Genomic DNA, 23695 nt, shown 5'->3' with positions numbered 1-23695 from the left:
GATGGGGAATGCCGGCCGCCTGGCCGGCATGCGGGTTCAGTCCAGCAGGTCGGGCTGTTCCTTGACGATGCGGGCATAGAGCGGCTGGAACTGGAACCAGCCTGCCTGCGCGGTGCCGACGATCGAATAGGCCTGCCGTGCGGCAGCGTCGGCAATCACCTTCAGCGGCGCCTGCGTGCGCGCGGCGGCGGCTTCGGCCAGCAGCTGCACCTGGCAGGAGCGCTCCATGGTGATGAACCACCACGCCGCTTCGTCGACGGTCTTGCCGACGGTCAGCAGGCCATGGTTCTGCAGGATCGCGGCCTTGTTCTGGCCCAGCGCGTTGGCGATGCGCTGGCCCTCGTCGAGTTCGACCACCACGCCGCCAAAGTCGTCATAGACCGCATGGTCGTTGTAGAAGGCACACACGTCCTGCGTCAGCGCGTCGAGCGGCCGGCCCAGCGTCGACCACGCGCGGCCATAGGTACTGTGAGAATGCGCGGCAGCGACTGCGTCGGGACGGGTCTGGTGCACGCGCGAGTGGATGGCAAAGGCCGCGGCGTTGACCGGGTAGTCGCCCTCGACCACGTCGCCGTGGTGGTCGCAGCGGATCAGGTTCGAGACCCGGACCTGGCTGAAATGCACGCCGAAGGGATTGACCCAGAAGGTGTCGGGAAACTCGGGGTCGCGCGCGGTGATATGGCCCGCCACGCCTTCGTCGAAGCCGAATTTCGAGAACAGCCGGAAGGCGGCGGCGAGGCGCTGCTTGCGGTGCAGGCGCTCTTCGGCGGCAGTGGCAAACTGCGGCGGCCGCGGCAGGTTGCGGTAGCGCGCCTTGACCTCTTCCGGCAGGCCGGCGCCGATCTCGTCGGCGCTCTGGATTTGCGGGGCTTGCGGGGCATTCATCGGTGTCTCCGTCCAGGTGATATCCGTTGCCCGCGGCGCGCCGTGCAGGTGCGCCGCGGCCCTGCATGCGCGGGTCAGACCAGCTTGACCAGCTGCTTGCCGAAGTTCTTGCCCTTGAGCAGGCCGATGAAAGCCTCCGGCGCGCTGGCCAGGCCCTCGGCGATGCTCTCGCGGAACTTGAGCTTGCCCTGCGCGACCGCGGTGCCCAGCTCCTTCAGTGCCTGCGGCCACACCTCCATGTGCTCGGAGACGATAAAGCCCTCGATCGTCAGCCGCGAGACCAGGATCAGCTGCGGGTTCTTCAGCGGCAGCGGCTGGCCGTCATAGCCGGCGATCATGCCGCACAGGGCGATGCGGCCGAAGGCGTTCATGCGCGACAGCACCGCGTCGAAGATCTCGCCGCCGACGTTCTCGAAGTAGCCGTCGATGCCGTCGGGCGTGGCCTCCTTGAGCATGGTGTAGAGCTCTTTCGGGTCTTTGGCGGCCTTGTAATCGATGCAGGCATCGAAGCCCAGCTCGTTGACCACGTAGTCGCACTTGTCCTTGCCGCCGGCAAAGCCCACCGCGCGGCAGCCCGCCAGCTTGGCCAGCTGGCCCACCACGCTGCCGACCGCGCCCGACGCGGCGCTGACCGCGATGGTCTTGCCCGCCTTGGGCTGGATGATCTTGTTCAGGCCGTACCACGCGGTCACGCCCGGCATGCCGACCGCGCCGAGGTAGGCCGACAGCGGGATATGCGTGGTATCGACCGGCTGCAGGCCGGTGCCGTCGCTGACGCCCATTTCCTGCCAGCCGAACATGCCGACCACCTTGTCGCCCGGCTTGAACTTGCTGTTTTTGCTTTCCACCACTTCGCCGACGGTGCCGCCGATCATCACTTCATTGAGCGGCTGCGGCGCGGCGTAGGACTTGCTTTCGTTCATGCGGCCGCGCATGTACGGGTCGAGCGACAGATAGTGGTTGCGCACCAGTACCTGGCCGTCGGCGATCTGCGGCACGGGCACTTCTTCCAGGCGGAAATTGGCCGCCGTCACCGCGCCTTCGGGACGCGAGGCCAGGACGATGCGCTTGAACGTGTTGGACATGGTCGGGTTCCTTCCAATGGGAGATGGAAACTGCATGGAAACTGCTAAAGCGGGGCATGAACCGCCCCGCATGTGCTGCGCCGGCGCTCAGCCGTCGGCGCCGGTATCGGTTTCGCCGGGGCGCTGCGGCGGCATGCGCCGGATGTACTTGAACGTGCCAGAGCCGCGCGCCACGGTCTTGCCGTCGGCATCGACGATCTCGGCCTCGCAGAACACCATGGTGGTGGTGCGGTGCACGGTGGTGCCGCGCGCGGTCAGGTGGCCGCGGCCCGGCGCCATGAAACTGCTCTTCATCTCGATGGTGACCACGCCGCGGCCATCGGCATCGCTGCTGCGGCCGGCCACCGCCATGGCCACGTCGAGCAGCGTCATGATCACGCCGCCGTGGGCCATGTCCCAGCTGTTCTGGTGGCGTTTTTCGGTCGACAGCGCGATCTCGCTGCGTCCGCCCTCGGCCAGGCTGCAGGTCACGCCAAGCTCGGCAAGGAAGGGAATATGGCTCAGGGAGCCGGTGTACTGGTTCATGGCAACGCGAATGGAAGTGGGGGACTGGAGAGGCACCGGCAGTTTGGCCGCCGGGGCCGACCCCGCATTATTGCCGCAAACGAAGACCGTCGGCCGGACCGTGCTCAGACCGCGCTGACGCCGCCGTCGACCGCCAGGATCTGCCCGGTGATGTGCTTGCCGGCATCGCTGGCGAACAGCAGCGCGGCGCCCTTCAGGTCTTCGTCGTCGCCCAGCCGATGCAGCGGCACCCCCGCGCACATGGCCTCGACGCCCATGCGCTCGAGCGAGCCCTTGGTCATCTTTGACGGGAAGAAGCCCGGCGCCAGCGCGTTGACGGTGATGTTGTGCTCACCCCACTCCGCCGCCAGCGTGCGGGTGAAATTGACCACCGCGCCCTTGGAGGTGTTGTAGGCAATGGTCTCCATCGACCCCGGCGGATTGCCGGCCAGGCCCGCGATCGACGCCACGTTGATGATGCGGCCGTAGCGGCGCGGGATCATCGACAGCTTGCCGATGCGCTGGCTCAGCAGGAACAGGCCGCGGATATTCAGGTTCATCACCTTGTCCCACGCTTCCAGCGGATGGTCTTCCGCCGGGGCGCCCCAGGTGGCGCCGGCGTTGTTGACCAGGATGTCGACGTGGCCGAGTTTGGCGATGGCCTCGTCGGCCAGGCGCGCGATCTCGGCTTCCTGCGAGCCGTCGGCGGCGATCCAGTCGGCTTCGATGCCGAGGCCTTTCAGATGCGCCTGCGCGGCGCGCAATTCGTCGGCCTTGCGCGCCGACAGCACGATGCGCGCGCCCTGCTCGCCCAGCGCCTCGGCAATCTGCAGGCCAAGCCCGCGCGAGCCGCCGGTGATCAGTGCGGTCTTGCCCTTCAGGTCAAACAGTTGCTGGATGGTGCGCATGTTGTCTATTCCTTGCATATCTTGAGTGAGGCAGTAAGCAGCCAGAACCGGCGCTCAGAACCACGCGTCCTGCATGTCCAGCGTGGTGCGGTCGAGCGATGCCAGCAGATCGAGCTGCGGACCGGCCTTTGGCAGTTCGAAGCGGAAGAAGTACGCCGCCGCGGCCAGCTTGCCGCGATAGAAGTCCTGGTCTTCCTGGCCGCTCGCCTGCGCCAGCGCTTCCCGCGCCAGCAATGCCTGCTCCAGCCAGATCCACGCGACCACCACGTGCCCGAAGGCTTCGAGGTAGACCGACGCGTTGGCCAGCGTCACGTTGGCATCGCCGGCGCTCCACAGCGTCTGCGTGACTTCGGCCAGGCGCTGGCTTGCAGCGCCGAGTGCGCGCGCCTGCTGCGCCAGCTCCGCATCGTCCGCGGCCAGCGCGCGGCCGATGGTGGCCTGCACGCGCTCGCCCAGCAGCCTGAACGCGGCGCCATCCTTCATCACCACCTTGCGGCCGAGCAGGTCCAGGCCCTGGATGCCGTGCGTGCCTTCGTGGATCGGGTTGAGGCGGTTGTCGCGGTAGAACTGCTCGACGTTGTATTCGCGCGTGTAGCCATAGCCGCCATGCACCTGGATCGCCAGGTTGTTGGCCTCCAGGCACCATTGCGACGGCCAGCTCTTGGCGATTGGCGTCAGGATGTCGAGCAGCAGCGCCAGGCGCGCATGCGCAGCCTCGTCGCCGGCGGCAGCGGCGGCCTCTTCCTCGTCGACCAGCTTCGCGCAGTACAGGTTGAGCGCCAGGCCGCCCTCGACATAGCTCTTCTGCGCCAGCAGCATGCGGCGGATATCGGCGTGCTCGACGAGCTTTACCTGCGGGCTGGCGGCATCCTTGCCGCCGGGGCCGACCGGGCGGCCTTGCGGACGGTTGCGCGCATAGTCCAGCGCATGCAGGTAGCCGGTATAGCCCAGCATCACCGCGCCCAGGCCCACGCCGATGCGCGCCTCGTTCATCATGTGGAACATGCAGGCCAGGCCCTTGTGCGGCTCGCCCACCAGGTACCCGATCGCGCCGGCCTTGCCGCCCGGCTTGTACTTCATGCCCTCGCCGAAGTTCAGCAGGCAGTTGGTGGTGCCGCGGTAGCCCATCTTGTGATTCAGGCCGGCCAGCACCACGTCGTTGTGCTCGCCCAGCGAGCCGTCTTCGTTCACCAGGTACTTCGGCACGATGAACAGCGAGATGCCCTTCACGCCCGGGATCAGCTTGCCGTCCGGGCCCGGGATCTTGGCCAGCACCAGGTGGACGATGTTCTCGCTCAGTTCGTGTTCGCCCGCGGAGATCCACATCTTGTTGCCGCGCAGCCGGTACTGCGCGCCCAGCGGCGATTCGCCCTCATACTCGGCGCGCGTGGTGATGTCCGACAGCGACGAGCCGGCCTGCGGCTCCGACAGGCACATGGTGCCGAAGAAGCGCCCTTCCATTTCCGGCTTGACGAAGGTCTCGACCTGCGCCGGCGTGCCGTGTGTGAGCAGCAGGTTGGCGTTGCCGATGGTCAGGAAGGGGTAGGAGCTGGTGCCGACGTTGGCACCCTTGAAGTAGGCGAAGCCGGCCTTCTCGACCACCACCGGCAGCTGCATGCCGCCCAGCTCGTAGTCCTGCCCGGCGGCCATCAGGCCGGCGTCGCAGAAGGCCTTCAGCGCGGTGCTGACCTCGGGGATGATGCTGACGGTCTTGCCGTCGAATTCGGGTTCTTGCTGGTCGTTCTTCTTGTTGTGCGGCGCGAACAGGTCGGTGGCGATCTTCTCGCAGGTATCCAGCGCGGCATCGAAGGTCTCGCGCGAGTGATCAGCGTAGCGCGGGATGCGGGTCAGCTCGTCGACCTTGAGCCATTCATACAGGATGAAGTTCAGGTCGCGGCGGGAAAGGATCATCGACATGGTGTCTCCAGGCGGCGCTCTGCGTGGGGCGCTCGCGAATTCTTGTTGCCTGCTTGCGTACTGGCCAGCTTCAATGCGAAGCGGTCAAAAAAAGGCGCTGCCGCGCCCCGCTTCCGACTCCCCCGATCAACCGCCTTCGCCAAGCCGCGCGATCGTTCCCTGCGCCACCGCGCAGAGCTTTTCTTCGCCATCCCTGACGGCAAACACGTCACAGCGCACCACCGCCTGCTGGCGGCCCACGCTGACGCATTCGGCACGGGCGATCAGCATCTCGCCGAGCGCCGGGCGCACATAGTTGATCTTGTATTCGGAAGTCACCACGGGCACCTGCATGGCCGCGCCGCCCGCATAGGTCAGCGCGTTGTCGGCCAGGTAGCTGACCACGCCGCCGTGCAGGAAGCCATGTTGCTGGCGCAGGTCCTGCCGGACCGGCAGCCGCAGCTCGGCCTTGCCCGGCGACAGCGCCGCCAGCTCGGTGCCGACCAGGACCGAGAAGGGCTGGCTGGCCAGCACCTCCCGGCCCCAGGCGAGCATGTCGGCGGCCGTCGCCGGCCGCGTCGTGCCCGCGGACATCAAAGGACCTCGAACAGGCCGGCAGCACCCTGGCCGCCGCCAATGCACATCGTCACCACGACATACTTGACCCCGCGGCGCTTGCCCTCGATCAGCGCATGGCCGACCAGGCGCGCGCCCGATACGCCGTACGGATGCCCCACCGCGATCGCGCCGCCATTGACGTTGAGGCGGTCCATCGGGATACCCAGCGTGTCGGCGCAGTACAGCACCTGCACGGCAAAGGCTTCGTTCAGCTCCCACAGGCCGATGTCGTCGACCTTCAGGCCAGCCTTCTTCAGCAGCTTGGGCACCGCGAACACGGGACCGATGCCCATCTCGTCGGGCTCGCAGCCGGCCACGGCAAAGCCGCGGAACACGCCCAGCGGCTGCAGGCCCTTGGCCGCCGCCACGCGCGCGTTCATCACCACCGCGGCCGAGGCGCCGTCCGAGAACTGCGAGGCATTGCCGGCGGTGATCACGCCGCCCGGCACCGCGCTGCGGATCTTGGCCACAGCTTCCAGCGTGGTATCCGGGCGGATGCCTTCGTCGCGGTCGATGGTGACTTCCTTCGTCACCAGCTGGCCGGTGGACTTGTCGGCGACGCCGGCGAGCACCGTCATCGGCACGATCTCGTCGTTGAACTTGCCGGCTTCCTGCGCGGCCGCGGCGCGTTGCTGGCTGCGCACGCCGTATTCGTCCTGGCGCTCCTTCGAGATGTTGTAGCGCTTGGCCACGTTCTCGGCGGTCTGCAGCATGTTCCAGTAGATTTCCGGCTTGTTCTTGGTCAGCCAGCTTTCCTGGACCATATGGCGGTTCATCTCCTGCTGCACGCACGAGATGCTCTCGACGCCGCCGGCCACGAAGATGTCGCCCTCGTCGGCGATCACGCGCTGCGCGGCCATGGCGATGGTCTGCAGGCCCGACGAGCAGAAGCGGTTGACGGTGGCGCCGGGCACGGTGACCGGGCACCCGGCGCGCAGCGCGATCTGGCGCGCAATGTTGGCACCGGTGGCGCCTTCCGGGTTGGCGCAGCCCATCAGCACGTCTTCGACCTCGGCGGCCTCGATCTTGGCGCGCGCGATGGCGTGCTGGACCGCATGCCCGCCCAGCGTGGCGCCGTGGGTCATGTTGAAGGCGCCCTTCCAGCTCTTGGCCAGGCCGGTCCGTGCGGTGGATACGATGACTGCTTCGTTCATGTGTTGCTCCTCGGAATCTCTTGTGTCGTTCGGTTCGGTGTTTCGGTTCAGCCCTGGCCGCTGAGCAGGTCGGCGGACATCACGCGCGCGACGCCGGCGGCGCCGAGGTCCTGCCATGCCTGTGCCAGCGACCCTTGCAGGTCGATGGCCCGGCACGCATCCTCGACCACCGCGGCCTCGAAGCCCGCGGCGCGCGCATCGAGCGCGCTCCAGGCCACGCAGTAGTCCGTCGCCAGCCCGGCGCAGAACACGCGCTGCACGCCATGCTCGCGCAGGTAGCCGGCCAGGCCGGTGCGCGTGATGCGGTCCGCTTCCATAAAGGCGGAGTAGCTGTCCACGCCGGCATGGTGGCCCTTGCGGATCAGCAGCCGCGCGTGCGGCACGTGCAGCCCCGCATGCAGCGCGGCGCCGGGCGTGTCCTGCACGCAGTGCACCGGCCACAGCACCTGCTCGCCATACGGCAGCGTCAGCATCTGGAACGGCTGCGTGCCGGCATGGTTGGCCGCGAACGAGACGTGCGCGGCCGGATGCCAGTCCTGCGTCAGCACCACGTGCCCGAACGCCCGCGCCAGCCGGTTGATGACGGGCACCACCTCGTCGCCGTTGGGCACGGCAAGCGCGCCGCCCGGCATGAAGTCGTTCTGCACGTCGATCACCAGCAGGCAATCGTCAGGTCGGAGCGTGGTGTCCATGTCAGTGCCAGGAAGAACCGTGATGGCGTCTTAGCCGCGTCTTACCCGTTAAAGCCCTTGCCTTCGTCCGCCAGCTTCTGCAGCAGCGGCGCGACCTGCCAGGCTTCGCCGTGGTAGCCCTTGGCGTAGCGCTTCATTGCCAGCGCCACGTTGTACAGGCCGACCTGGTCCGCGTACAGCATCGGGCCGCCGCGGAACAGCGGGAAGCCGTAGCCGGTCAGGTACACCATGTCGATATCCGAGGCCTTGGAAGCAATGCCTTCTTCCAGGATCTTGGCGCCTTCGTTGACCAGCGCGAACACCAGGCGCTCGACGATCTCCTCGTCCGAGATCTTGCGGCGCGTCAGCCCCAAGTCCTTCGAATGCTGCACGATCATGTCGTTGACCTGCTGGTTCGGGTACGGCTTGCGGTCGCCCGCCTTGTAGTCGTACCAGCCCGCGCCGGTCTTCTGGCCGAAGCGGCCCATCTCGCACAGCAGATCGGCGGTCTTCGAATACTGGATGTCCGGCTTGTCCACGGCGCGGCGCTTGCGGATGGCCCAGCCGATGTCGTTGCCGGCCAGGTCGCCCATGCGGAACGGGCCCATGGCGAAGCCGAACTTCTCGATGGCCTTGTCGACCTGCTCCGGCAACGCGCCTTCGTCCAGCAGGTAGCCCGCCTGGCGGCTGTACTGCTCGATCATGCGGTTGCCGATAAAGCCGTCGCACACGCCCGACACCACCGCCGTCTTCTTGATCTTCTTGGCCACCTGCATCACCGTGGCCAGCACGTCCTTGCCGGTCTTGTCGCCGCGCACCACCTCGAGCAGCTTCATCACGTTGGCCGGGCTGAAGAAGTGCATGCCGACCACGTCCTGCGGACGCTTGGTGAACGAGGCGATCTTGTTGACGTCCAGCGTCGAGGTGTTCGAAGCCAGGATCGCGCCCGGCTTCATCACTTCGTCCAGCTTCTTGAACACGATTTCCTTGACGCCCATTTCCTCGAACACGGCCTCGATGACCATGTCGGCGTCCTTGATGTCGTCATAGGACAGCGTGGTCGACAGCAGGCCCATGCGCTGCTCGACCTTCTCCTGCGTCAGCTTGCCCTTCTTGGCGCTGTTCTCGTAGTTCTTGCGGATGACGCCGACGCCGCGGTCGAGCGCTTCCTGCTTGGTTTCCAGGATGGTGACCGGGATGCCCGCGTTGAGGAAGTTCATGCTGATGCCGCCGCCCATGGTGCCGGCGCCGATCACGGCGACCTTCTCGATCTTGCGCACCGGGGTGCCTTCGGGCACGTCGGGGATCTTGCTGGCGGCGCGCTCGCCAAAGAAGGCATGGCGCAGCGCGCGCGATTCCGGCGTGGTCACCAGGAACAGGAAGCCCTCGCGCTCCTGCTTCAGGCCCTGCTCGAACGGCTTGAGCGAGCCGGCCACGGCTTCCAGGCACTTCAGCGGCGCCGGGAAGTTCTTGGCCATCGCGGCCACGGTGTTGCGGGCGAAGCCGAGGTAGCCTTCGGCATTCTCGTGGCGCACCTTCAGGTCGCGCACCTTGGGGTGCGGGCCGCTGGCGGCGCCGACGTTCTGGGCGAACTTGATGGCGGCGGGCAGCACGTCGCCGTCGACGATTTCATCGAACAGCTTGGTGCCGGCGAACTTCTCGGACGGCACCGCGGTGCCCGACACGATCATGTTGGCCGCGGCTTCCAGGCCGATCACGCGCGGCAGGCGCTGCGTGCCGCCCGCGCCGGGCAGCAGGCCCAGCTTGACTTCCGGCAGCGCAATCTGCGCGCCCTTGGACGCGACGCGGTAGTTGCAGCCCAGCGCCAGTTCAAGGCCGCCGCCCATGGCGACCGAATGCACCGCCGCCACCACCGGCTTGGTCGACGCTTCCAGCACGCGGATCACCGAGTGCAGCGTCGGCTCCTGCATGGCCTTGGGCGTATTGAATTCGCGGATATCGGCGCCGCCCGAGAAAGCCTTGCCAGCGCCGGTGATGACGATCGCCTTGACGGCGGCATCGTCCAGCGCACGGGTCATGCCTTCGACGATGCCAAGCCGGGTGCTGTGACCCAGGCCGTTGACAGGGGGATTGTCGAGCGTGATGACGGCTACGCCGTCCTGAACCTGATACTGCGCTGTCATGCTGGTTCCTTTGGTGTCAGAAGTTGTCTCGGGATTCGAATTCTCGAATGAATGTTCTCTGCTGCGCGGGGCATGCCGGCTGGCGCCGCGCCCGCCCCCGGGTCGCGGCCGTCACGGGCGGGGTTAACCCTTGTCCCGATCTGCCGCTTTCCCGCGCCCCGCAACGCCTTCCGGCGCTTGGGCGAAACAAGCATACACAGAATAGCACGGTCGTTCAATTTTAATTTCCGGACATTTTCGGGTCCATGCGCAATGCGAATGCCGCCCCTGATCGCGCTGCATGGAGCCAACGCTTAACGACCGCGAGGCTGCGCACCCCAATGCCGCTTAAGGCACTTGACCAGCGTCCGCGCGCGCCAGCTCCAGACCAGTATCGGACTTTATTTGACCGATACGGGAAATTCGCCGGGCCAGACGCGGTAGACTCGCGGCTTTTCGTTTTTTGCCGCCGGGCCTTCACGAGATGCCGGGCGGCGGAAGGTCCAGCGACCCTGATGTCTTCCCCCACCACGTCTTCGTCCCGGCGCGCTTCGGCGCAGCATGGACACCAGCACCCGGTCGTCGAGCACGACGACCTCCAGCGCAAGCTCAAGGCCCGCCACCTGACCATGATCGCCGTCGGCGGCGCGGTCGGCACAGGCTTGTTCGTGGCCTCGGGTGCGTCGATCGCGCAGGCCGGCCCCGGCGGCGCGCTGCTGATGTACATGCTGATCGGCCTGATGGTCTATTGCCTGATGACCAGCCTGGGCGAGCTGGCGGTGCACATGCCGGTGGCCGGTTCCTTTGTCACCTACAGCGCGCTCTATGTCGACGAAGGCTTCGGCTTCGCGCTGGGCTGGAACTACTGGTTCAGCCTGGCGGTGACCATTGCCGTCGAGCTGACCGCGGCGCAGCTGGTCATGCAGTACTGGTTCCCCGACGTGCCCGGGGTGGTCTGGAGCGCCGGCTTCCTGCTGCTGATGTTCGGGCTCAACGCCTTCTCGGTGCGCGGCTTCGGCGAGGCCGAATACTGGTTCGCGCTGATCAAGGTGGTGACCGTGGTGGTGTTCCTGGGCGTAGGCCTGCTGATGATCTTCGGCATCATGCAGGGCGGCCCGCAGTCCGGCTGGCACAACTTCACCACCGGCGACGCGCCCTTCGTCGGCGGCATTCCGGCCATGTTCGGCGTGGCCATGATCGCGGGCTTCTCCTTCCTTGGCACCGAAACCGTCGGCGTTGCCGCCGGCGAGGCCGAACGCCCCGCCATCACCATTCCGCGCGCAATCCGCCAGACCTTCTGGCGCATCCTGCTGTTCTATGTGCTGGCCATCCTTGTTATTGGGGTGCTGATTCCCTACACCGACCCCAACCTGCTGCGCAACGACGTGACCGACGTCGGCGTCAGCCCGTTCGCGCTGGTGTTCCGCCACGCCGGCCTGGCCTTCGCCGCCGGGCTGATGAACGCGGTGGTGCTGACTGCCCTGCTGTCGGCCGGCACTTCCAGCATGTACGTGTCGACGCGGATCCTGTATGGCCTCGCCGTCAGCCGCCGCGCGCCGCGCGTGTTCGGCAAGCTCACGCGCAATGGCGTGCCGTTTTATGCGTTGCTTGCGACCACCGGCATCGGCGCACTGTGTTTCCTCAGCTCGCTGCTTGGCAACAAGACCGCCTACCTGTGGCTGCTCAACACCTCGGCCATGACCGGCTTCATCGCCTGGCTCGGCATTGCCGTCAGCCACTACCGCTTCCGCCGCGGCATGGCCCGCCAGGGGCATGACCTTGGCAAGCTCGCCTACCGCTCGCCGCTGTATCCGTTCGGGCCGGTCTTTTCGGCGGTGCTGTGCGTGGTGATCATCGGCGGGCAGAATTACCAGGCATTCGCTGACATACCGAACCGGTGGCCGGAGATCGTCGCCACTTATATCGGCGTGCCGGTGTTCCTGGTGCTGTGGCTGGGATATCGGATGGTGACCGGGGCACGGCTGATTGCGTATGAGGATATGCCGTTCGAGTTTGCGGAGCGGAAGGCGGAGGACGAGCGAGAGGCCGCGTAAGAAGTTGGGGCCGGGTACAGCGAAGCATGGCACTTCGTTGAGGCTCCGGCCCCCTCCCGCCCCTCTCCCGCGAGCGGGAGAGGGAAGAAAACAGGCGGGAATCGCAGGGCTGGAGCTATACCTCCAGCCACTCCTTCCTGATCTGCCCGTTCGCCTTCAGTTCGCCCGGCGTGCCTTCGAACACGATATGCCCGTGGCCCATGACATAGACCCGCTGCGAGATATCCAGCGCAATCGCCAGCTTCTGCTCGATCAGCAGCACCGAGACGCCGCGTTCCTTCAACGTCTTCAGGTAATCCCCCACCAGCGCCACGATCATCGGCGCCAGCCCTTCGGTGGGCTCGTCGATCAGCACCAGGTCAGGATCCCCCATCAGCGTCCGGCACAGCGTCAGCATCTGCTGTTCGCCGCCGGACAGCACGCCCGCTGAGGTGTTCTCGCGCTCCTTCAGGCGCGGGAACATGTTGAACATGTCCTCCACGCTCCAGCGCGGCCTGGCCTGTCGCGGATTGCGCTTCTCACCAAGCAGCAGGTTCTGGCGCACTGTCAGCGTAGGGAAAATATCCCGATTCTCCGGCACGTAGCCAATGCCGAGATGCGCAATCTCGAAGGTCCGCCGCCCGAGGATCTCTTCGCCCCGGAACTTCACCGATCCTTCCGCCTTGACCATGCCGAGGATGGCCTTGGCCATGGTCGAGCGCCCCACCCCGTTGCGCCCCAGCAGCGCCACGATCTCGCCCTCGTCGATATGCGCATCGACGCCGTGCAGGATATGGCTTTTGCCGTAATAGGCGTGCAGGCCCGTGACGTCCAGCATGCGCTTGCCCATCAGTGCGCTCCTTCGGTGGTGGCTTCGTCGAGCGTGGTGCCCAGGTAGGCTTCCTTGACCTTGCGGTTGTTGCGGATCGCCTGCGGCGTATCGGTGGCGATGACTTCGCCGTAGACCAGCACCGAAATGCGGTCGGCCAGCCCGAATACCACGCTCATGTCGTGCTCGACCATCACCAGCGTCTTGCCCACCGTGACCTTGCGGATCAGTTCGACGGCGTGGTCCGATTCGGAGCGGCTCATGCCCGCGGTGGGCTCGTCCAGCAGGATGACCTCGGCGCCGCCGGCGATCGTGATGCCGATTTCCAGGGCACGCTGCTCGGCATAGGTCAGCAGGCCCGCCTGGGTATCGCGGCGGTGCTGCATGCCGATCAGCTCCAGCACGTCATCGGCGCGCTCGCGCACATCGCGCAGGCCGGTGAGCCGGTGCCAGAACGAATACTTGTAGCCGAGCGACCACAGCACCGCGCAGCGCAGGTTCTCGAACACCGACAGCCGGTGGAAGATGTTGGTGATCTGGAAGCTGCGCGACAGCCCCATGCGGTTGATGACGAACGGCTGCAGCCCGCCTATCTCTGCGCCGTTCAGGCGCACCGTGCCGCTGCTCGGCGCGAAGCGGCCCGAGATCAGGTTGAAGGTGGTCGACTTGCCGGCCCCGTTGGGGCCGATCAGCGCGTGGCGCTCGCCCTTGGGGATGCTCAGGTTCACGCCGCGGATGATCTCCGTCTGGCCGAACTTCTTGCGTACATCGGTCAGTTCCAGTGCCGCCGCGCTCATGCCCTGCCTCCTGCGATTTCTGCCTGCACCTTGTCCCATTGCGCGCGCGACGCGCGTACCGCCAGCCGCCACGCTGCCAGCCCCACCGCCCACAGCGCCGCGGCCGCCAGCCATGGCATCCAGGTCGCGGCATCGACGCCGATGCCGAACAGCTTCATGGCCGTGCCATTGGCGCTGTCGACCTGCACCTTGTAGACCAGCTCGATCGTGACGATCATGGCCAGCAGCAGCACCACGCCGGCGCCGCCTGCGCGCGCGTAGTACGGCAGCATGCGGCCGAGCTTGCGCTTGCCCAGCAGCGGCAATTGCATCAGCAGCAGGCTGGCCAGGCCGCCCGGCACGAACATCACCATCAGCACGAAGAACAGGCCCAGGTAGAGCAGCCAGGCCTTGGTCAGGTCCGACAGCGCCACCGCGAACAGCACGAACACCACCGCGCCGATGATCGGTCCGAAGAACACGCCGGCGCCGCCGATAAACACCGCCAGCAGCACGCCGCCCGAACGCACCGCGCTGACGTTTTCGGCCGAGACGATCTCGAAGTTGATCGCCGCCAGCGCACCGGAAATGCCGGCGAAGAATGCCGACAGGATCAGCACCAGGTAGCGCACGCGCTGGGTGTTGTAGCCGATGAACTCGACCCGCTCCGGGTTGTCGCGCACCGCGTTGGCAATGCGGCCCAGCGGCGTCTGCGTCCAGGCGTACATGGCCACCATCGACAGCAGGCACCACGCCGCGATCAGGTAGTAGACCTGGCGCCCGGGCCCGAAGGTGATGCCCAGGAACGGGTCGCCGACCACGCGGTTGGTGGAGATGCCGCCCTCGCCGCCGAAGAACTCCGGGAACATCAGCGAACTGGCGAAGACCATCTCGCCGATGCCCATGGTGATCATGGCAAAGGTGGTGCCGGCCTTCTTGGTGGTGACGTAGCCGAAGATCACGCCGAAGAACGCGCCGGCCAGCCCGCCCACCAGCGGCAGCATCGACACCGGCAGCCACACCTTGCCGGCACCGACCATGTTCAGCACGTGCACGGCGATAAACGCACCCAGCCCGGAATACACCGCATGGCCGAACGACAGCATGCCGGTCTGCCCCAGCAGCATGTTGTACGACAGCGCGAAGATGATCATGATGCCCATCTGCGACATCAGCGTGATGGCGAAGCCCCCGGTAAAGATCAGTGGCAGCACCAGCATGACCAGCACGGTCAGGCTCCAGATGATCCAGCGCGCCAGGTTCAGCGGGCGGTAGCGCAGGGTGCGGCCGGTTGCCACCGGCTCGCGGGGTTGTTGCATCGCTTGCTCCATGGTGTCAGCTCTCCCGGGTTCCCATCAGTCCACGCGGGCGGAAGATCAGCATCACCACCAGCAGCAGGTACGGCAGCACCGGCGCCACCTGGGCCACCGTCAGCTTCCACAGCGAATAGAACGGCGTGGTCTGGCTGACCGCCAGCCCCAGGCTGGTCATCAGCCCCGCCAGCGAGGCGTCGATGGTGACCGCGAAGGTCTGCAGCACGCCGATCAGGATCGACGCGATGAACGCGCCCACCAAAGACCCCATGCCGCCCACCACCGCCACCACGAACACGATCGACCCCACCGCCGCGGCCATCGACGGCTCGGTGACGAAGGCATTGCCGCCGATCACCCCGGCCAGCCCCGCCAGCGCGGCGCCGCCGCCGAACACCATCATGAATACGCGCGGCACGTTGTGCCCCAGCGCCTCGACCATTTCCGGATGCGTCAGCGCGGCCTGGATCACCAGACCGATGCGGGTGCGCGTCAGCACCAGGTAGATCGCCACCAGCATGCCCAGCGACACCAGCATCATGAAGGCGCGGTACTTGGGGAACGACGAGGTGAACACCGTGAACAGCGGCCCGTCGAGTTCGGCCGGAATCCGGTACGGCACCGCCGCCAGGCCCCACACCAGCTTGACGCCCTCCTCGATCAGGTAGGCCAGCCCGAAGGTGAACAGCAGCTCGGCCACATGGCCGTACTTGTGCACCGTGCGCAGGCCGAAGCGCTCCACCAGCGCGCCCGCGCCCGCTACCAGCAGCGGCGCGAAGATCAGCGCCGGCCAGAAGCCGATCTTGCTGGCGATGGTGTAGGCAAAGTAGGCGCCCAGCATGTAGAAGCTGGCATGGGCAAAGTTGAGCACGCCCATCATGCTGAAGATCAGCGTGAGGCCCGACGACAGCATGAACAGCAGCAGCCCGTAGCTGATGCCGTTCAGCAGTGAGATGACGAAGAATTCCACAGCGTGTCCTTCAAGCTGGTGCCGCCATGCGGGGGCATGCCGGCAACCGTCCGGGTCGATCGAGGGTGAGCGCCTCCGCCGGGGGCGGACATCGCCCCCGGACACTCCCCGTTATGGTCTGGAAACAGACCGGAATGTCGGCCGGAAAGACCGGAAGTATGCAGGCCGCGCGGCCACTTTGTCAGCGTGGCCGCGCACCGTCGCCAGGTCAGCCCGGCCGCTTCATCTGGCACGAGGTCGGCTGGGCCGACACGTACTGGTCCATCAGCGCGTTCGTCTTCCAGCCGTAGCCCGTGTTTTCCTGGTCGTACTTGACTTCCTTGCCGTCGACCTTGGTCCAGGTGGCGACCACCAGCGGCTGCTGCGCCTGGTGGTCGGTGTTGCGCATCTCGACCGTGCCGTTCATGCTGTCGACCTTGATGCCTTCCAGCGCCTTGGCCACCTTGACCGGGTCGGTCGAGTTGGCGTCCTTCATCGCCTTGCTGAGCATGGCGATGCCGGTGTACGAGGCCATCACGTAGAAGTCGTCGTTGTACTTCTTCTTGTAGCCCTCGATGATGTCGGCGCCGCGGAAGCCCTTGTTGTTGGGGTTGTAGTAGCCCACGTACTTGACGTGCTCGGCGCCGGCCGCGCCCATGGCGGTCGGCACGCCGGTGGTGCCGGCGTAGTAGGTGTAGTAGTTGGTAGTGAGCCCGGCGTCCTTGCCCGCCTTGATCAGCAGCGCCAGGTCGCTGCCCCAGTTGCCGGTAATCACCGTGTCGGCGCCGGAGGCCTTGATCTTGGCGGCGTACGGCGCAAAGTCCTTCACCTGCGCCAGCGGGTGCAGGTCTTCGCCGACGATCTGGATGTCCGGGCGCTTGCGCTTCAGGTAGTCCTTGGCCGCGCGCGCCACCTGGTGGCCGAACGAGTAGTTCTGGTTGATCAGGTAAACCTTCTTGACGTTCGGATCCTTGGCCAGGAAGGTGGTCAGTGCCTCCATCTTCATGTCCGAGTTCGCGTCCAGGCGGAAATGCCAGTAGTTGCACTTGGCATTGGTCATGTCCGGATCCACCGCGGCGTAGTTCAGGTAGACGATCTCCTTGCCCGGGTTGCGCTCATTGTGCTTGGCCACCGCATCCTGCAGCGCCAGGCCGACCGACGAGCCGTTGCCCTGCACGATGTAGCGGATGCCCTGGTCGGCCACCTGCTTCAGGATGGTCAGGCTTTCCTGCGGCGACAGCTTGTTGTCGAAGCCCACCACCTCGAACTTGTGCGGGCCGGCCCAGCCCTTCTGGTTGGCGACATCGGCCACGTACTGCCAGCTCTTGAGCTGGTTCTGGCCAACCGGGGCCATCAGCCCGGAGAGCGGATCGATAAAGGCAATCTTCACCGTATCCGCGAGTGCGGACCCCGAAACCAGCGCAGAACCCAGTGCGGCAAACATGGCCACACCGGCCACCAGCGGACGCATTTTGGTCATACCTGTCTCCTTCACTCTTGTCGTGGCTTGTCGTTCGATGTCGTCGATGCGGCCGGCCGCGTGGCGCCCTCCATTCGCGCCGCGCGGCCGGCCCCGGCAGCGCCGTGCCGCAAGCGGGGCCGGCGTACCGGATGCCGGCGTGCCGGCCTCAGGCGGTCGGCAGCTTGTAGTCCTTGAACTGCTCGCGCAGCCGCAGCTTCTGCATCTTGCCCGTGGCCGTCAGCGGAATCTCGGTAACAAAGGCCACGTCGTCCGGAATCCACCACTTGGCGACCTTGCCTTCGAAGAACTGCAGCAGTTCCTCGCGGCTGACTTCGGCGCCAGGCTTTTTCACCACCACCAGCAGCGGGCGCTCGTCCCACTTGGGGTGGTAGGCGGAGATGCAGGCCGCCATGTGCACCGCGGGATGCGCGGCGGCGACGTTCTCGATATCGATCGACGAAATCCATTCGCCGCCCGACTTGATCACGTCCTTGCTGCGGTCGGTGATCTGCATGAAGCCGTCGGCATCGATGGTGGCGACATCGCCCGTCGGGAACCAGCCGTCGACCAGCGGGCTGGCATCATTGCGGAAATAGCGGTCGATGATCCACGGCCCGCGCACCAGCAAGTCGCCGAAGGCCTTGCCATCCCACGGCAGTTCCTTGCCCTCGCCGTCGACGATCTTCATGTCGACGCCGTAGATCACGCGGCCCTGCTTTTCCTGGATCTTGTGGCGCTCGGCATCGGGCAGGTCGTGGTGCTTGGCCAGCAGCTTGCTCGCCGTGCCCAGCGGCGACATCTCGGTCATGCCCCAGGCGTGGATCACCTCCACGTCCAGCGCCTCGAGCGCGCGGATCATCGCCGGCGGCGCTGCCGAACCGCCGATCACGGTGCGGCGGAAGGTGGAGAACTTCAGCTGGTTCGCCTGCATGTGCTGCAGCAGGCCAAGCCACACCGTCGGCACGCCGGCGGAGAACGTCACCTTCTCCTGCTCGAACAGTTCATAGAGCGAGGCGCCGTCCAGCTTGGGCCCGGGCAGCACCAGCTTCGCGCCGACCAGCGGCACCGAATACGGCAGGCCCCAGGCATTGACGTGGAACATCGGCACCACCGGCAGGATCACGTCGCTGGCAGAGCAGCCCAGCGCATCCGGCATCGCCGAGGCGTAGGAGTGCAGCACCGTGGAGCGGTGCGAATACAGCGCGCCCTTCGGATTGCCGGTGGTACCCGAGGTGTAGCAGAGGCTCGACGCAAGGTTTTCGTCGAACTGCGGCCATTCGTAATTGCCGTCCTGCGCGTCAAGCAGTTCTTCGTAGCACAGCAGCGGCACCTTGGACTCGGCCGGCATGTGCGCCCGGTCGGTCATCGCCACCCAGCCGCGCACGTTGGGGCAATGCGGGGCCACGCCCTCGACCAGCGGCAGGAAGGTCAGGTCGAAGAAGACATAGCCGTCTTCCGCGTGGTTGACGATATAGGCAATCTGTTCGGGAAACAGGCGCGGGTTGACGGTATGGCAGACGGCGCCCATGCCGGACACGCCGTAGTAGATCTCGAGGTGGCGGTAGCCGTTCCAGGCCAGCGTGCCGACACGCTCGCCCTGTTTCACGCCCAGCGCGCCGAGCGCCTGCGCCAGCTTGCGGGCACGCAGTTCGCAATCGCGGTACGTATAGCGATGCAGGTCGCCCTCCGTGCGCCGCGAGACGATCTCGGTGCTGCCGTAATAACGCGCGGCGTGTTTGATGATGGAGGAAATGAGCAGCGGTGCGCTCATCATTTGACCCATCAATGCCATGAACCTGCCTCCTGAATGCTGTTCTGTTCCACCGAAAAACGAACAACCGTACTATTTTTGGACGGTCGTTCGCATGTATGGCATCGGCAAGGAGCCGATCCGGTCGTGCACTGCCGTACTGTCGTCGCGTTGCTGTCGTCGGGGCCGCAATTCTGCGGAAGTCCATGCACCGGATTCATGGGCTCAGTGAAGGCGGGAAATAACCTTGCGGTGCATGGCGGCATGTCCGGCTGGGCGCGGTCTCGTGCCGTTGAGGACGTACAATACTGCGTGGCATGTTGCACCTCAACATGTCGTTTTCCCTAGCCACCATCGCATTTTCGTGCCTTCTGCATGCCGCGCCGCACCGCCTGACACGCGTGCCGCGGCACCGCGCCGAGCGCACCGAAAGCGCACAGCCACCTGGCGCCCGAGCGCCCCTACGCGATGCCAGATACGCCCCCGCTGCACGCCACCCAACCCGGCCCTCGCGCCGCCGCTCCCGCCACGGCCATGCCGGCGACGCTGCCCGCGCCCTTCCCTACGGCGCCCGGCTTTGCCGACCTGGGCCCGCAGTTCTTCACGCGCCTGCTTCCCACCCCGCTGCCGTCGCCTTACCTGGTGAGCGTGGCGCCCGCTGCCGCGGCGCTGCTCGGCTGGGACGCGAGCATCGGCGGCCGGCAAGATTTCGTCGAGACCTTCATCGGCAACCAGGTGCCGGACTGGGCCGACCCGCTGGCGACGGTCTATTCCGGACACCAGTTCGGGGTCTGGGCCGGCCAGCTCGGCGACGGCCGCGCTATCCGCCTGGCGCAGGCGCAGACAGATACCGGCCCGTGGGAAATCCAGCTCAAGGGCGCCGGCCTGACGCCCTATTCGCGCATGGCGGACGGGCGCGCGGTGCTGCGCTCGTCGATCCGCGAGTATCTTTGCTCGGAGGCGATGGCGGCGCTGGGTGTGCCCACCACGCGCGCGCTGTCGATCATGGGTTCCGACGCGCCGGTGCGGCGCGAGACCATCGAGACCGCCGCGGTCGTGACCCGGCTGTCGCCCACGTTCATACGCTTCGGGCACTTCGAGCATTTCGCCGCGCACGACGACGTAGCCGCGCTGCGCAAGCTGGCCGACTTCGTCATCGACAACTTCATGCCCGCCTGCCGCGACGACAGCCAGCCTTACCAGGCGCTGCTGCGCGAGGTGTCGCTGCGCACCGCCGACCTGATCGCGCACTGGCAGGCGGTGGGCTTCTGCCACGGCGTGATGAACACCGACAATATGTCGATCCTGGGCCTGACCATCGATTACGGCCCGTTCGGTTTCCTCGACGCGTTCGACGCCAACCACATCTGCAACCACTCCGACACGCAGGGCCGCTACGCCTACAGCCAGCAGCCGCAGGTGGCGTTCTGGAACCTGCATTGCCTGGCGCAGGCGCTGCTGCCGCTGTGGCTGCCGCCCGCGCAGGCCGACCAGGAAAGCGCGCGCGATGCCGCGGTCGAAGCCGCGCGCGCCGCGCTGGACCCGTTCCGCGACCGCTACGCCGCGGCGTTTTTCCGCCACTACCGCGCCAAGCTGGGCCTGCGCCCGCCCGTCGGCGGCGACGACAAGGCCGACGAGCCGCTGCTGACCAGCCTGTTCCAGCTGCTGCATAGCCAGCGCGTCGACTACACCCTGTTCTGGCGCAGGCTGTGCCGCATTTCGTCGACCGACGCCTCGCGCGATGGTCCCGTGCGCGACCTGTTCCTCGACCGGGCCGCCTTCGATGCCTGGGTGGCCGACTACCGCGTGCGCCTGCGCACCGAGCAATCGCACGATGCCGCCCGCGAACTGGAAATGCTGGCGGTCAACCCCAAATACGTGCTGCGCAATCACCTGGCCGAGACCGCCATCCGCCAGGCCCGCGGCAAGGACTTCAGCGAGGTCGAGCGGCTGCTGGCGGTGCTGTCGCGCCCGTTCGACGAACAGCCCGAGGCCGAGCACTACGCCGCGCTGCCGCCGGACTGGGCCGCGGGGCTGGAGGTCAGCTGCTCGTCTTGACGACTGTGCCTGACCGGCCATCTACTCCAAGGGAACACCGCGAGGACAACCATGACCACCACCAAGACCGACGCCGAGTGGCGTGCACAACTCTCTGACATCGAATACCGCGTGACCCGCGAAGCCGCCACCGAGCGCCCGTTCACCGGCCGCTACTGGGACCACTGGGACCAGGGCATCTACCACTGCGTGGGCTGCGGCACGCCGCTGTTCGAATCGGCCACCAAGTTCGACGCCGGCTGCGGCTGGCCCAGCTACTTCCGCCCGATCAACGGCGAGGTCATTGCCGAGCATGTCGACCATAGCCACGGCATGACGCGCATCGAAGTCCGCTGCAAGGAATGCGGCAGCCACCTGGGCCACGTGTTCGAGGATGGCCCGGCGCCGACGGGGCTGCGCTATTGCATCAACTCGGCTGCGCTAAAATTCGACGATCGCGACCCGGATCAGCGTGCGGCGGATGATGCCCACGCTGGCGGCGCACCCAAACGCGACCCGCAGCCCTGATGCCTGAATGGTCCGGCCCGGACGCCGGACACAACCTGGACCCGCATGAAATTCCTGTTCGACCTGTTCCCGGTCATCCTTTTCTTTGCCGCCTTCAAGCTGGCCGACATCTACACCGCCACCGCCGTGGCCATTGGCGCCACGGTGCTGCAGATCGGCTGGGTCTGGTTCCGCCACCGCAAGGTCGAGCCGATGCAGTGGGTCAGCCTGCTGATCATCGCGGTCTTCGGCGGCGCCACGCTGGTGCTGCACAACGAGACCTTCATCAAGTGGAAGCCGACCGTGCTGTACTGGCTGTTCGCGGCCGCGCTGCTGGGTTCGGTGCTGGTGTGGCGCAAGAACCTGATCCGCGCCATGATGGAAAAGCAGGTGTCCCTGCCGGATCCGGTGTGGGCGCGCCTGAATCTGGCCTGGGCCGGCTTCTTCGCCGCCATGGGCGTGCTCAACCTGTACGTGGCCTACCAGTTCTCGACCGAGGCCTGGGTCAACTTCAAGCTGTTCGGCAGCATGGGGCTGATGCTGGTCTTCATCGTCGCGCAAAGCGTCTGGCTGTCGCGCCACATGCCCGAAAACACCCAGGACTGACGGCGGCGCCCCGCCCCGTTCCGCCCCCACGAACCGAAGGAAACCATTGATGGCAGCCGATCCCGCCACGATCGAGGCAATGCTGCGCACAGCGCTCGCCCCCAGCCACCTGGCCGTGCGCGACGACAGCGCGCTGCACGCCGGACACGCCGGCGCCGCGTCCGGCGGCGGACATTACGACGTGACAATCGTCAGCGAGCGCTTTGCGGGTCACAACCGGGTTGCCCGACACCGCATGGTGTATGATGCGCTGCGCGGTCTGTTCCCCACGCAGATCCACGCCCTCGCCGTGACTGCGTTCACCGACCAAGAGTACCAATCCCGCGCACAATCCCTCGCATCCTCACGCGATTCTTCCAGCAACTCTCAGACCTGATTCCATGAAGACCACCGTCCTCTCGTTCAGCCTGGCGGCTGTGCTTGCTGCCGGCAGCCTGCCGGCCATCGCCCAGAATGCCGCCGTCGTGAATGGCAAGGCCATTCCGTCGGCAAAGCTGGACAAGTTGATCGCCGGCACCGGCCAGCCCGACAGCCCGGAGCTGCGCACGCGCGCGCGCAACATGCTGATCGACCGCGAACTGCTCGTGCAGGAAGCCAACAAGCGCGGCCTGACCCAGCGCGACGACGTGCAGGAGCAACTGGAACAGGCGCGCCTGAACGTGCTGGCCGGTGCGGTGTTCGAAGACTACGTCAAGACCCACGGCGCCAGCGACGCCGAGCTGCGCAAGCAGTACGACAAGATCAAGTCGCAGTTCGGCAACGGCAAGGAATACCATGCCCGCCATATCCTGGTGGAAAAGGAAGCCGACGCCAAGGCCATCATCGCCAAGATCAAGGGCGGCGCCAAGTTCGAGGACCAGGCCAAGGCCGCGTCGAAGGACCCGGGCTCGGCCGCCAACGGCGGCGACCTGGACTGGGCCAACAGCAGCAGCTACGTGCCCGAGTTCTCCGCGGCCATGACCGGCCTGAAGAAGGGCCAGATGACCGACACCCCGGTCAAGACCCAGTTTGGCTGGCACATTATCGAGCTGGTCGACGTGCGCGACGCCAAGATCCCGTCGTTCGAAGAAGTGAAGCCGCAGCTGACGCAGATGCTGATGGGCGACCAGAACTGGCAACGCGAGCAGTTCCAGGCCATGATGAAGTCCCTGAAGGACAAGGCCAGGATCCAGTAAGCCGCGGGCCGGTCGCCCCCGCCGGCCCTGCAGCCATTCAGGATGCAGCGCGTGCACACGACCGGCCGCTACTGGCAGCTCTGGCATCTCTCGTCCCGGGGCCTGTGCTATTGCGCACTGGCCTGGGCGACCCTGGACGGCGCCGCCCCCGGCTGGCGCCGGCTCCATCCCCACCTCCCCTTGCGGGATCGGTATTCCCCGGAAAAGACCTTGCATGCCGTCGTGGCCTATCAACTGGCCAGCGGCGCGCTGGCGCCCGCGCGCCATGATGAGGGCGCGCGGATGCTGACGTATGCGTATGTGGCGTGGAGTTCGAGGCCGCGGGGAGTGGCTGCGGCCTGACGCCGGCCTTGGGGCGCAGGCGGGTGCGTATCGGGATGGTGGGTTCGGGGGCGGCGCCGGGCTTCGTTGATG

Annotated in this window: 22 protein-coding genes; 7 read left to right on the top strand and 15 right to left on the bottom strand. The window is 66.4% G+C overall.

Annotated features, from left to right (window positions below; all coding sequences use genetic code 11):
• Positions 1 to 36: 36 nt before the first annotated feature.
• From RALTA_RS07065 to RALTA_RS07025, 9 genes are all read right to left on the bottom strand, one after another.
• Entirely contained in the window at positions 37 to 885 is an 849-nt protein-coding gene (locus tag RALTA_RS07065; protein WP_012352747.1) for a class II aldolase/adducin family protein, read from the bottom strand.
• Between the two features lie 74 nt (positions 886 to 959).
• The gene (locus RALTA_RS07060; RefSeq protein ID WP_012352746.1) at positions 960 to 1970 is read right to left on the bottom strand and encodes an NADP-dependent oxidoreductase; all 1011 of its coding nucleotides are present in this window, start codon (positions 1968 to 1970) and stop codon (positions 960 to 962) included.
• An 87-nt stretch (positions 1971 to 2057) separates the two neighbouring features.
• Positions 2058 to 2495 (bottom strand): PaaI family thioesterase, encoded by a 438-nt coding sequence (locus RALTA_RS07055; protein WP_012352745.1) that lies wholly within the window; start codon positions 2493 to 2495, stop codon positions 2058 to 2060.
• Positions 2496 to 2599: 104 nt separating this feature from the next.
• Entirely contained in the window at positions 2600 to 3382 is a 783-nt protein-coding gene (locus RALTA_RS07050) for an SDR family oxidoreductase (RefSeq protein WP_012352744.1), read from the bottom strand.
• Positions 3383 to 3436: 54 nt separating this feature from the next.
• A complete protein-coding gene (locus RALTA_RS07045) occupies positions 3437 to 5299 on the bottom strand; it encodes an acyl-CoA dehydrogenase (protein WP_012352743.1) in 1863 nt (620 codons plus the stop codon).
• Between the two features lie 126 nt (positions 5300 to 5425).
• Positions 5426 to 5872, bottom strand: a complete 447-nt coding sequence (locus RALTA_RS07040; protein WP_012352742.1) for a PaaI family thioesterase — start codon at positions 5870 to 5872, stop codon at positions 5426 to 5428.
• Entirely contained in the window at positions 5872 to 7050 is a 1179-nt protein-coding gene (locus RALTA_RS07035) for an acetyl-CoA C-acyltransferase (protein ID WP_012352741.1), read from the bottom strand. Before RALTA_RS07035 ends, RALTA_RS07040 begins: the two co-directional genes overlap by 1 nt.
• 47 nt (positions 7051 to 7097) lie before the next feature.
• Positions 7098 to 7742: a bifunctional nicotinamidase/pyrazinamidase gene (gene pncA / locus RALTA_RS07030; protein WP_012352740.1), complete on the bottom strand. Its 645-nt coding sequence runs from the start codon at positions 7740 to 7742 to the stop codon at positions 7098 to 7100.
• A gap of 41 nt (positions 7743 to 7783) precedes the next feature.
• Entirely contained in the window at positions 7784 to 9865 is a 2082-nt protein-coding gene (locus tag RALTA_RS07025) for a 3-hydroxyacyl-CoA dehydrogenase NAD-binding domain-containing protein (RefSeq protein WP_012352739.1), read from the bottom strand.
• Positions 9866 to 10473: 608 nt separating this feature from the next.
• Here RALTA_RS07025 and RALTA_RS07020 point away from each other — a divergent pair.
• Positions 10474 to 11898: an amino acid permease gene (locus tag RALTA_RS07020; protein WP_232348017.1), complete on the top strand. Its 1425-nt coding sequence runs from the start codon at positions 10474 to 10476 to the stop codon at positions 11896 to 11898.
• A gap of 115 nt (positions 11899 to 12013) precedes the next feature.
• Here the strand turns inward: RALTA_RS07020 and RALTA_RS07015 are convergent, their stop codons facing one another.
• From RALTA_RS07015 to RALTA_RS06990, 6 genes are all read right to left on the bottom strand, one after another.
• Positions 12014 to 12727, bottom strand: coding sequence for an ABC transporter ATP-binding protein (locus RALTA_RS07015; protein ID WP_012352737.1), 714 nt, complete (start codon positions 12725 to 12727; stop codon positions 12014 to 12016).
• Positions 12727 to 13503, bottom strand: a complete 777-nt coding sequence (locus RALTA_RS07010; RefSeq protein WP_012352736.1) for an ABC transporter ATP-binding protein — start codon at positions 13501 to 13503, stop codon at positions 12727 to 12729. The genes RALTA_RS07015 and RALTA_RS07010 overlap by 1 nt, the downstream gene beginning before the upstream one ends.
• Positions 13500 to 14813, bottom strand: coding sequence for a branched-chain amino acid ABC transporter permease (locus tag RALTA_RS07005; RefSeq protein WP_012352735.1), 1314 nt, complete (start codon positions 14811 to 14813; stop codon positions 13500 to 13502). Before RALTA_RS07005 ends, RALTA_RS07010 begins: the two co-directional genes overlap by 4 nt.
• 4 nt (positions 14814 to 14817) lie before the next feature.
• Positions 14818 to 15765, bottom strand: coding sequence for a branched-chain amino acid ABC transporter permease (locus tag RALTA_RS07000; RefSeq protein WP_012352734.1), 948 nt, complete (start codon positions 15763 to 15765; stop codon positions 14818 to 14820).
• A 208-nt stretch (positions 15766 to 15973) separates the two neighbouring features.
• Entirely contained in the window at positions 15974 to 17224 is a 1251-nt protein-coding gene (locus RALTA_RS06995) for a branched-chain amino acid ABC transporter substrate-binding protein (protein ID WP_012352733.1), read from the bottom strand.
• Between the two features lie 148 nt (positions 17225 to 17372).
• Positions 17373 to 18998 (bottom strand): 3-(methylthio)propionyl-CoA ligase, encoded by a 1626-nt coding sequence (locus tag RALTA_RS06990; RefSeq protein ID WP_012352732.1) that lies wholly within the window; start codon positions 18996 to 18998, stop codon positions 17373 to 17375.
• Positions 18999 to 19424: 426 nt separating this feature from the next.
• Between RALTA_RS06990 and RALTA_RS06985 the strand changes: the two genes are divergently transcribed.
• From RALTA_RS06985 to RALTA_RS06960, 6 genes are read left to right on the top strand one after another with little or no spacing between them, the layout of a single operon-like run.
• Positions 19425 to 21014, top strand: a complete 1590-nt coding sequence (locus tag RALTA_RS06985) for a protein adenylyltransferase SelO (RefSeq protein WP_012352731.1) — start codon at positions 19425 to 19427, stop codon at positions 21012 to 21014.
• A gap of 51 nt (positions 21015 to 21065) precedes the next feature.
• Positions 21066 to 21521 carry a peptide-methionine (R)-S-oxide reductase MsrB gene (msrB, locus tag RALTA_RS06980; protein WP_012352730.1) on the top strand — a complete coding sequence of 152 codons (456 nt, stop codon included), beginning with the start codon at positions 21066 to 21068 and terminating at the stop codon, positions 21519 to 21521.
• A 45-nt stretch (positions 21522 to 21566) separates the two neighbouring features.
• Positions 21567 to 22106 carry a septation protein A gene (locus RALTA_RS06975; protein ID WP_012352729.1) on the top strand — a complete coding sequence of 180 codons (540 nt, stop codon included), beginning with the start codon at positions 21567 to 21569 and terminating at the stop codon, positions 22104 to 22106.
• A 49-nt stretch (positions 22107 to 22155) separates the two neighbouring features.
• Positions 22156 to 22482 (top strand): BolA family protein, encoded by a 327-nt coding sequence (locus tag RALTA_RS06970; RefSeq protein ID WP_012352728.1) that lies wholly within the window; start codon positions 22156 to 22158, stop codon positions 22480 to 22482.
• A gap of 4 nt (positions 22483 to 22486) precedes the next feature.
• Positions 22487 to 23281, top strand: a complete 795-nt coding sequence (locus tag RALTA_RS06965) for a peptidylprolyl isomerase (RefSeq protein WP_012352727.1) — start codon at positions 22487 to 22489, stop codon at positions 23279 to 23281.
• A gap of 42 nt (positions 23282 to 23323) precedes the next feature.
• Positions 23324 to 23623: a hypothetical protein gene (locus tag RALTA_RS06960; RefSeq protein WP_012352726.1), complete on the top strand. Its 300-nt coding sequence runs from the start codon at positions 23324 to 23326 to the stop codon at positions 23621 to 23623.
• The last annotated feature ends 72 nt before the right edge of the window (positions 23624 to 23695 follow it).

Origin of the sequence: Cupriavidus taiwanensis LMG 19424 (genome assembly GCF_000069785.1) — a bacterium.
In the GTDB taxonomy this organism is placed as follows: Bacteria; Pseudomonadota; Gammaproteobacteria; order Burkholderiales; family Burkholderiaceae; genus Cupriavidus; species Cupriavidus taiwanensis.
The sequence above is the reverse complement of the archived record's forward strand: the minus strand, read 5'-3'. Positions and strand labels throughout refer to the sequence as shown.

Excerpts from the sequence above, each read along its gene's own strand:
- RALTA_RS07065 (WP_012352747.1), bottom strand. The coding sequence starts at position 885 with ATGAATGCCCCGCAAGCCCCGCAAATCCAGAGCGCCGACGAGATCGGC.
- RALTA_RS07060 (WP_012352746.1), bottom strand. The coding sequence starts at position 1,970 with ATGTCCAACACGTTCAAGCGCATCGTCCTGGCCTCGCGTCCCGAAGGC.
- RALTA_RS07055 (WP_012352745.1), bottom strand. The coding sequence starts at position 2,495 with ATGAACCAGTACACCGGCTCCCTGAGCCATATTCCCTTCCTTGCCGAG.
- RALTA_RS07050 (WP_012352744.1), bottom strand. The coding sequence starts at position 3,382 with ATGCGCACCATCCAGCAACTGTTTGACCTGAAGGGCAAGACCGCACTG.
- RALTA_RS07045 (WP_012352743.1), bottom strand. The coding sequence starts at position 5,299 with ATGTCGATGATCCTTTCCCGCCGCGACCTGAACTTCATCCTGTATGAA.
- RALTA_RS07040 (WP_012352742.1), bottom strand. The coding sequence starts at position 5,872 with ATGTCCGCGGGCACGACGCGGCCGGCGACGGCCGCCGACATGCTCGCC.
- RALTA_RS07035 (WP_012352741.1), bottom strand. The coding sequence starts at position 7,050 with ATGAACGAAGCAGTCATCGTATCCACCGCACGGACCGGCCTGGCCAAG.
- pncA (WP_012352740.1), bottom strand. The coding sequence starts at position 7,742 with ATGGACACCACGCTCCGACCTGACGATTGCCTGCTGGTGATCGACGTG.
- RALTA_RS07025 (WP_012352739.1), bottom strand. The coding sequence starts at position 9,865 with ATGACAGCGCAGTATCAGGTTCAGGACGGCGTAGCCGTCATCACGCTC.
- RALTA_RS07020 (WP_232348017.1), top strand. The coding sequence starts at position 10,474 with ATGATCGCCGTCGGCGGCGCGGTCGGCACAGGCTTGTTCGTGGCCTCG.
- RALTA_RS07015 (WP_012352737.1), bottom strand. The coding sequence starts at position 12,727 with ATGGGCAAGCGCATGCTGGACGTCACGGGCCTGCACGCCTATTACGGC.
- RALTA_RS07010 (WP_012352736.1), bottom strand. The coding sequence starts at position 13,503 with ATGAGCGCGGCGGCACTGGAACTGACCGATGTACGCAAGAAGTTCGGC.
- RALTA_RS07005 (WP_012352735.1), bottom strand. The coding sequence starts at position 14,813 with ATGGAGCAAGCGATGCAACAACCCCGCGAGCCGGTGGCAACCGGCCGC.
- RALTA_RS06995 (WP_012352733.1), bottom strand. The coding sequence starts at position 17,224 with ATGACCAAAATGCGTCCGCTGGTGGCCGGTGTGGCCATGTTTGCCGCA.
- RALTA_RS06990 (WP_012352732.1), bottom strand. The coding sequence starts at position 18,998 with ATGGCATTGATGGGTCAAATGATGAGCGCACCGCTGCTCATTTCCTCC.
- RALTA_RS06985 (WP_012352731.1), top strand. The coding sequence starts at position 19,425 with ATGCCAGATACGCCCCCGCTGCACGCCACCCAACCCGGCCCTCGCGCC.
- msrB (WP_012352730.1), top strand. The coding sequence starts at position 21,066 with ATGACCACCACCAAGACCGACGCCGAGTGGCGTGCACAACTCTCTGAC.
- RALTA_RS06975 (WP_012352729.1), top strand. The coding sequence starts at position 21,567 with ATGAAATTCCTGTTCGACCTGTTCCCGGTCATCCTTTTCTTTGCCGCC.
- RALTA_RS06970 (WP_012352728.1), top strand. The coding sequence starts at position 22,156 with ATGGCAGCCGATCCCGCCACGATCGAGGCAATGCTGCGCACAGCGCTC.
- RALTA_RS06965 (WP_012352727.1), top strand. The coding sequence starts at position 22,487 with ATGAAGACCACCGTCCTCTCGTTCAGCCTGGCGGCTGTGCTTGCTGCC.
- RALTA_RS06960 (WP_012352726.1), top strand. The coding sequence starts at position 23,324 with ATGCAGCGCGTGCACACGACCGGCCGCTACTGGCAGCTCTGGCATCTC.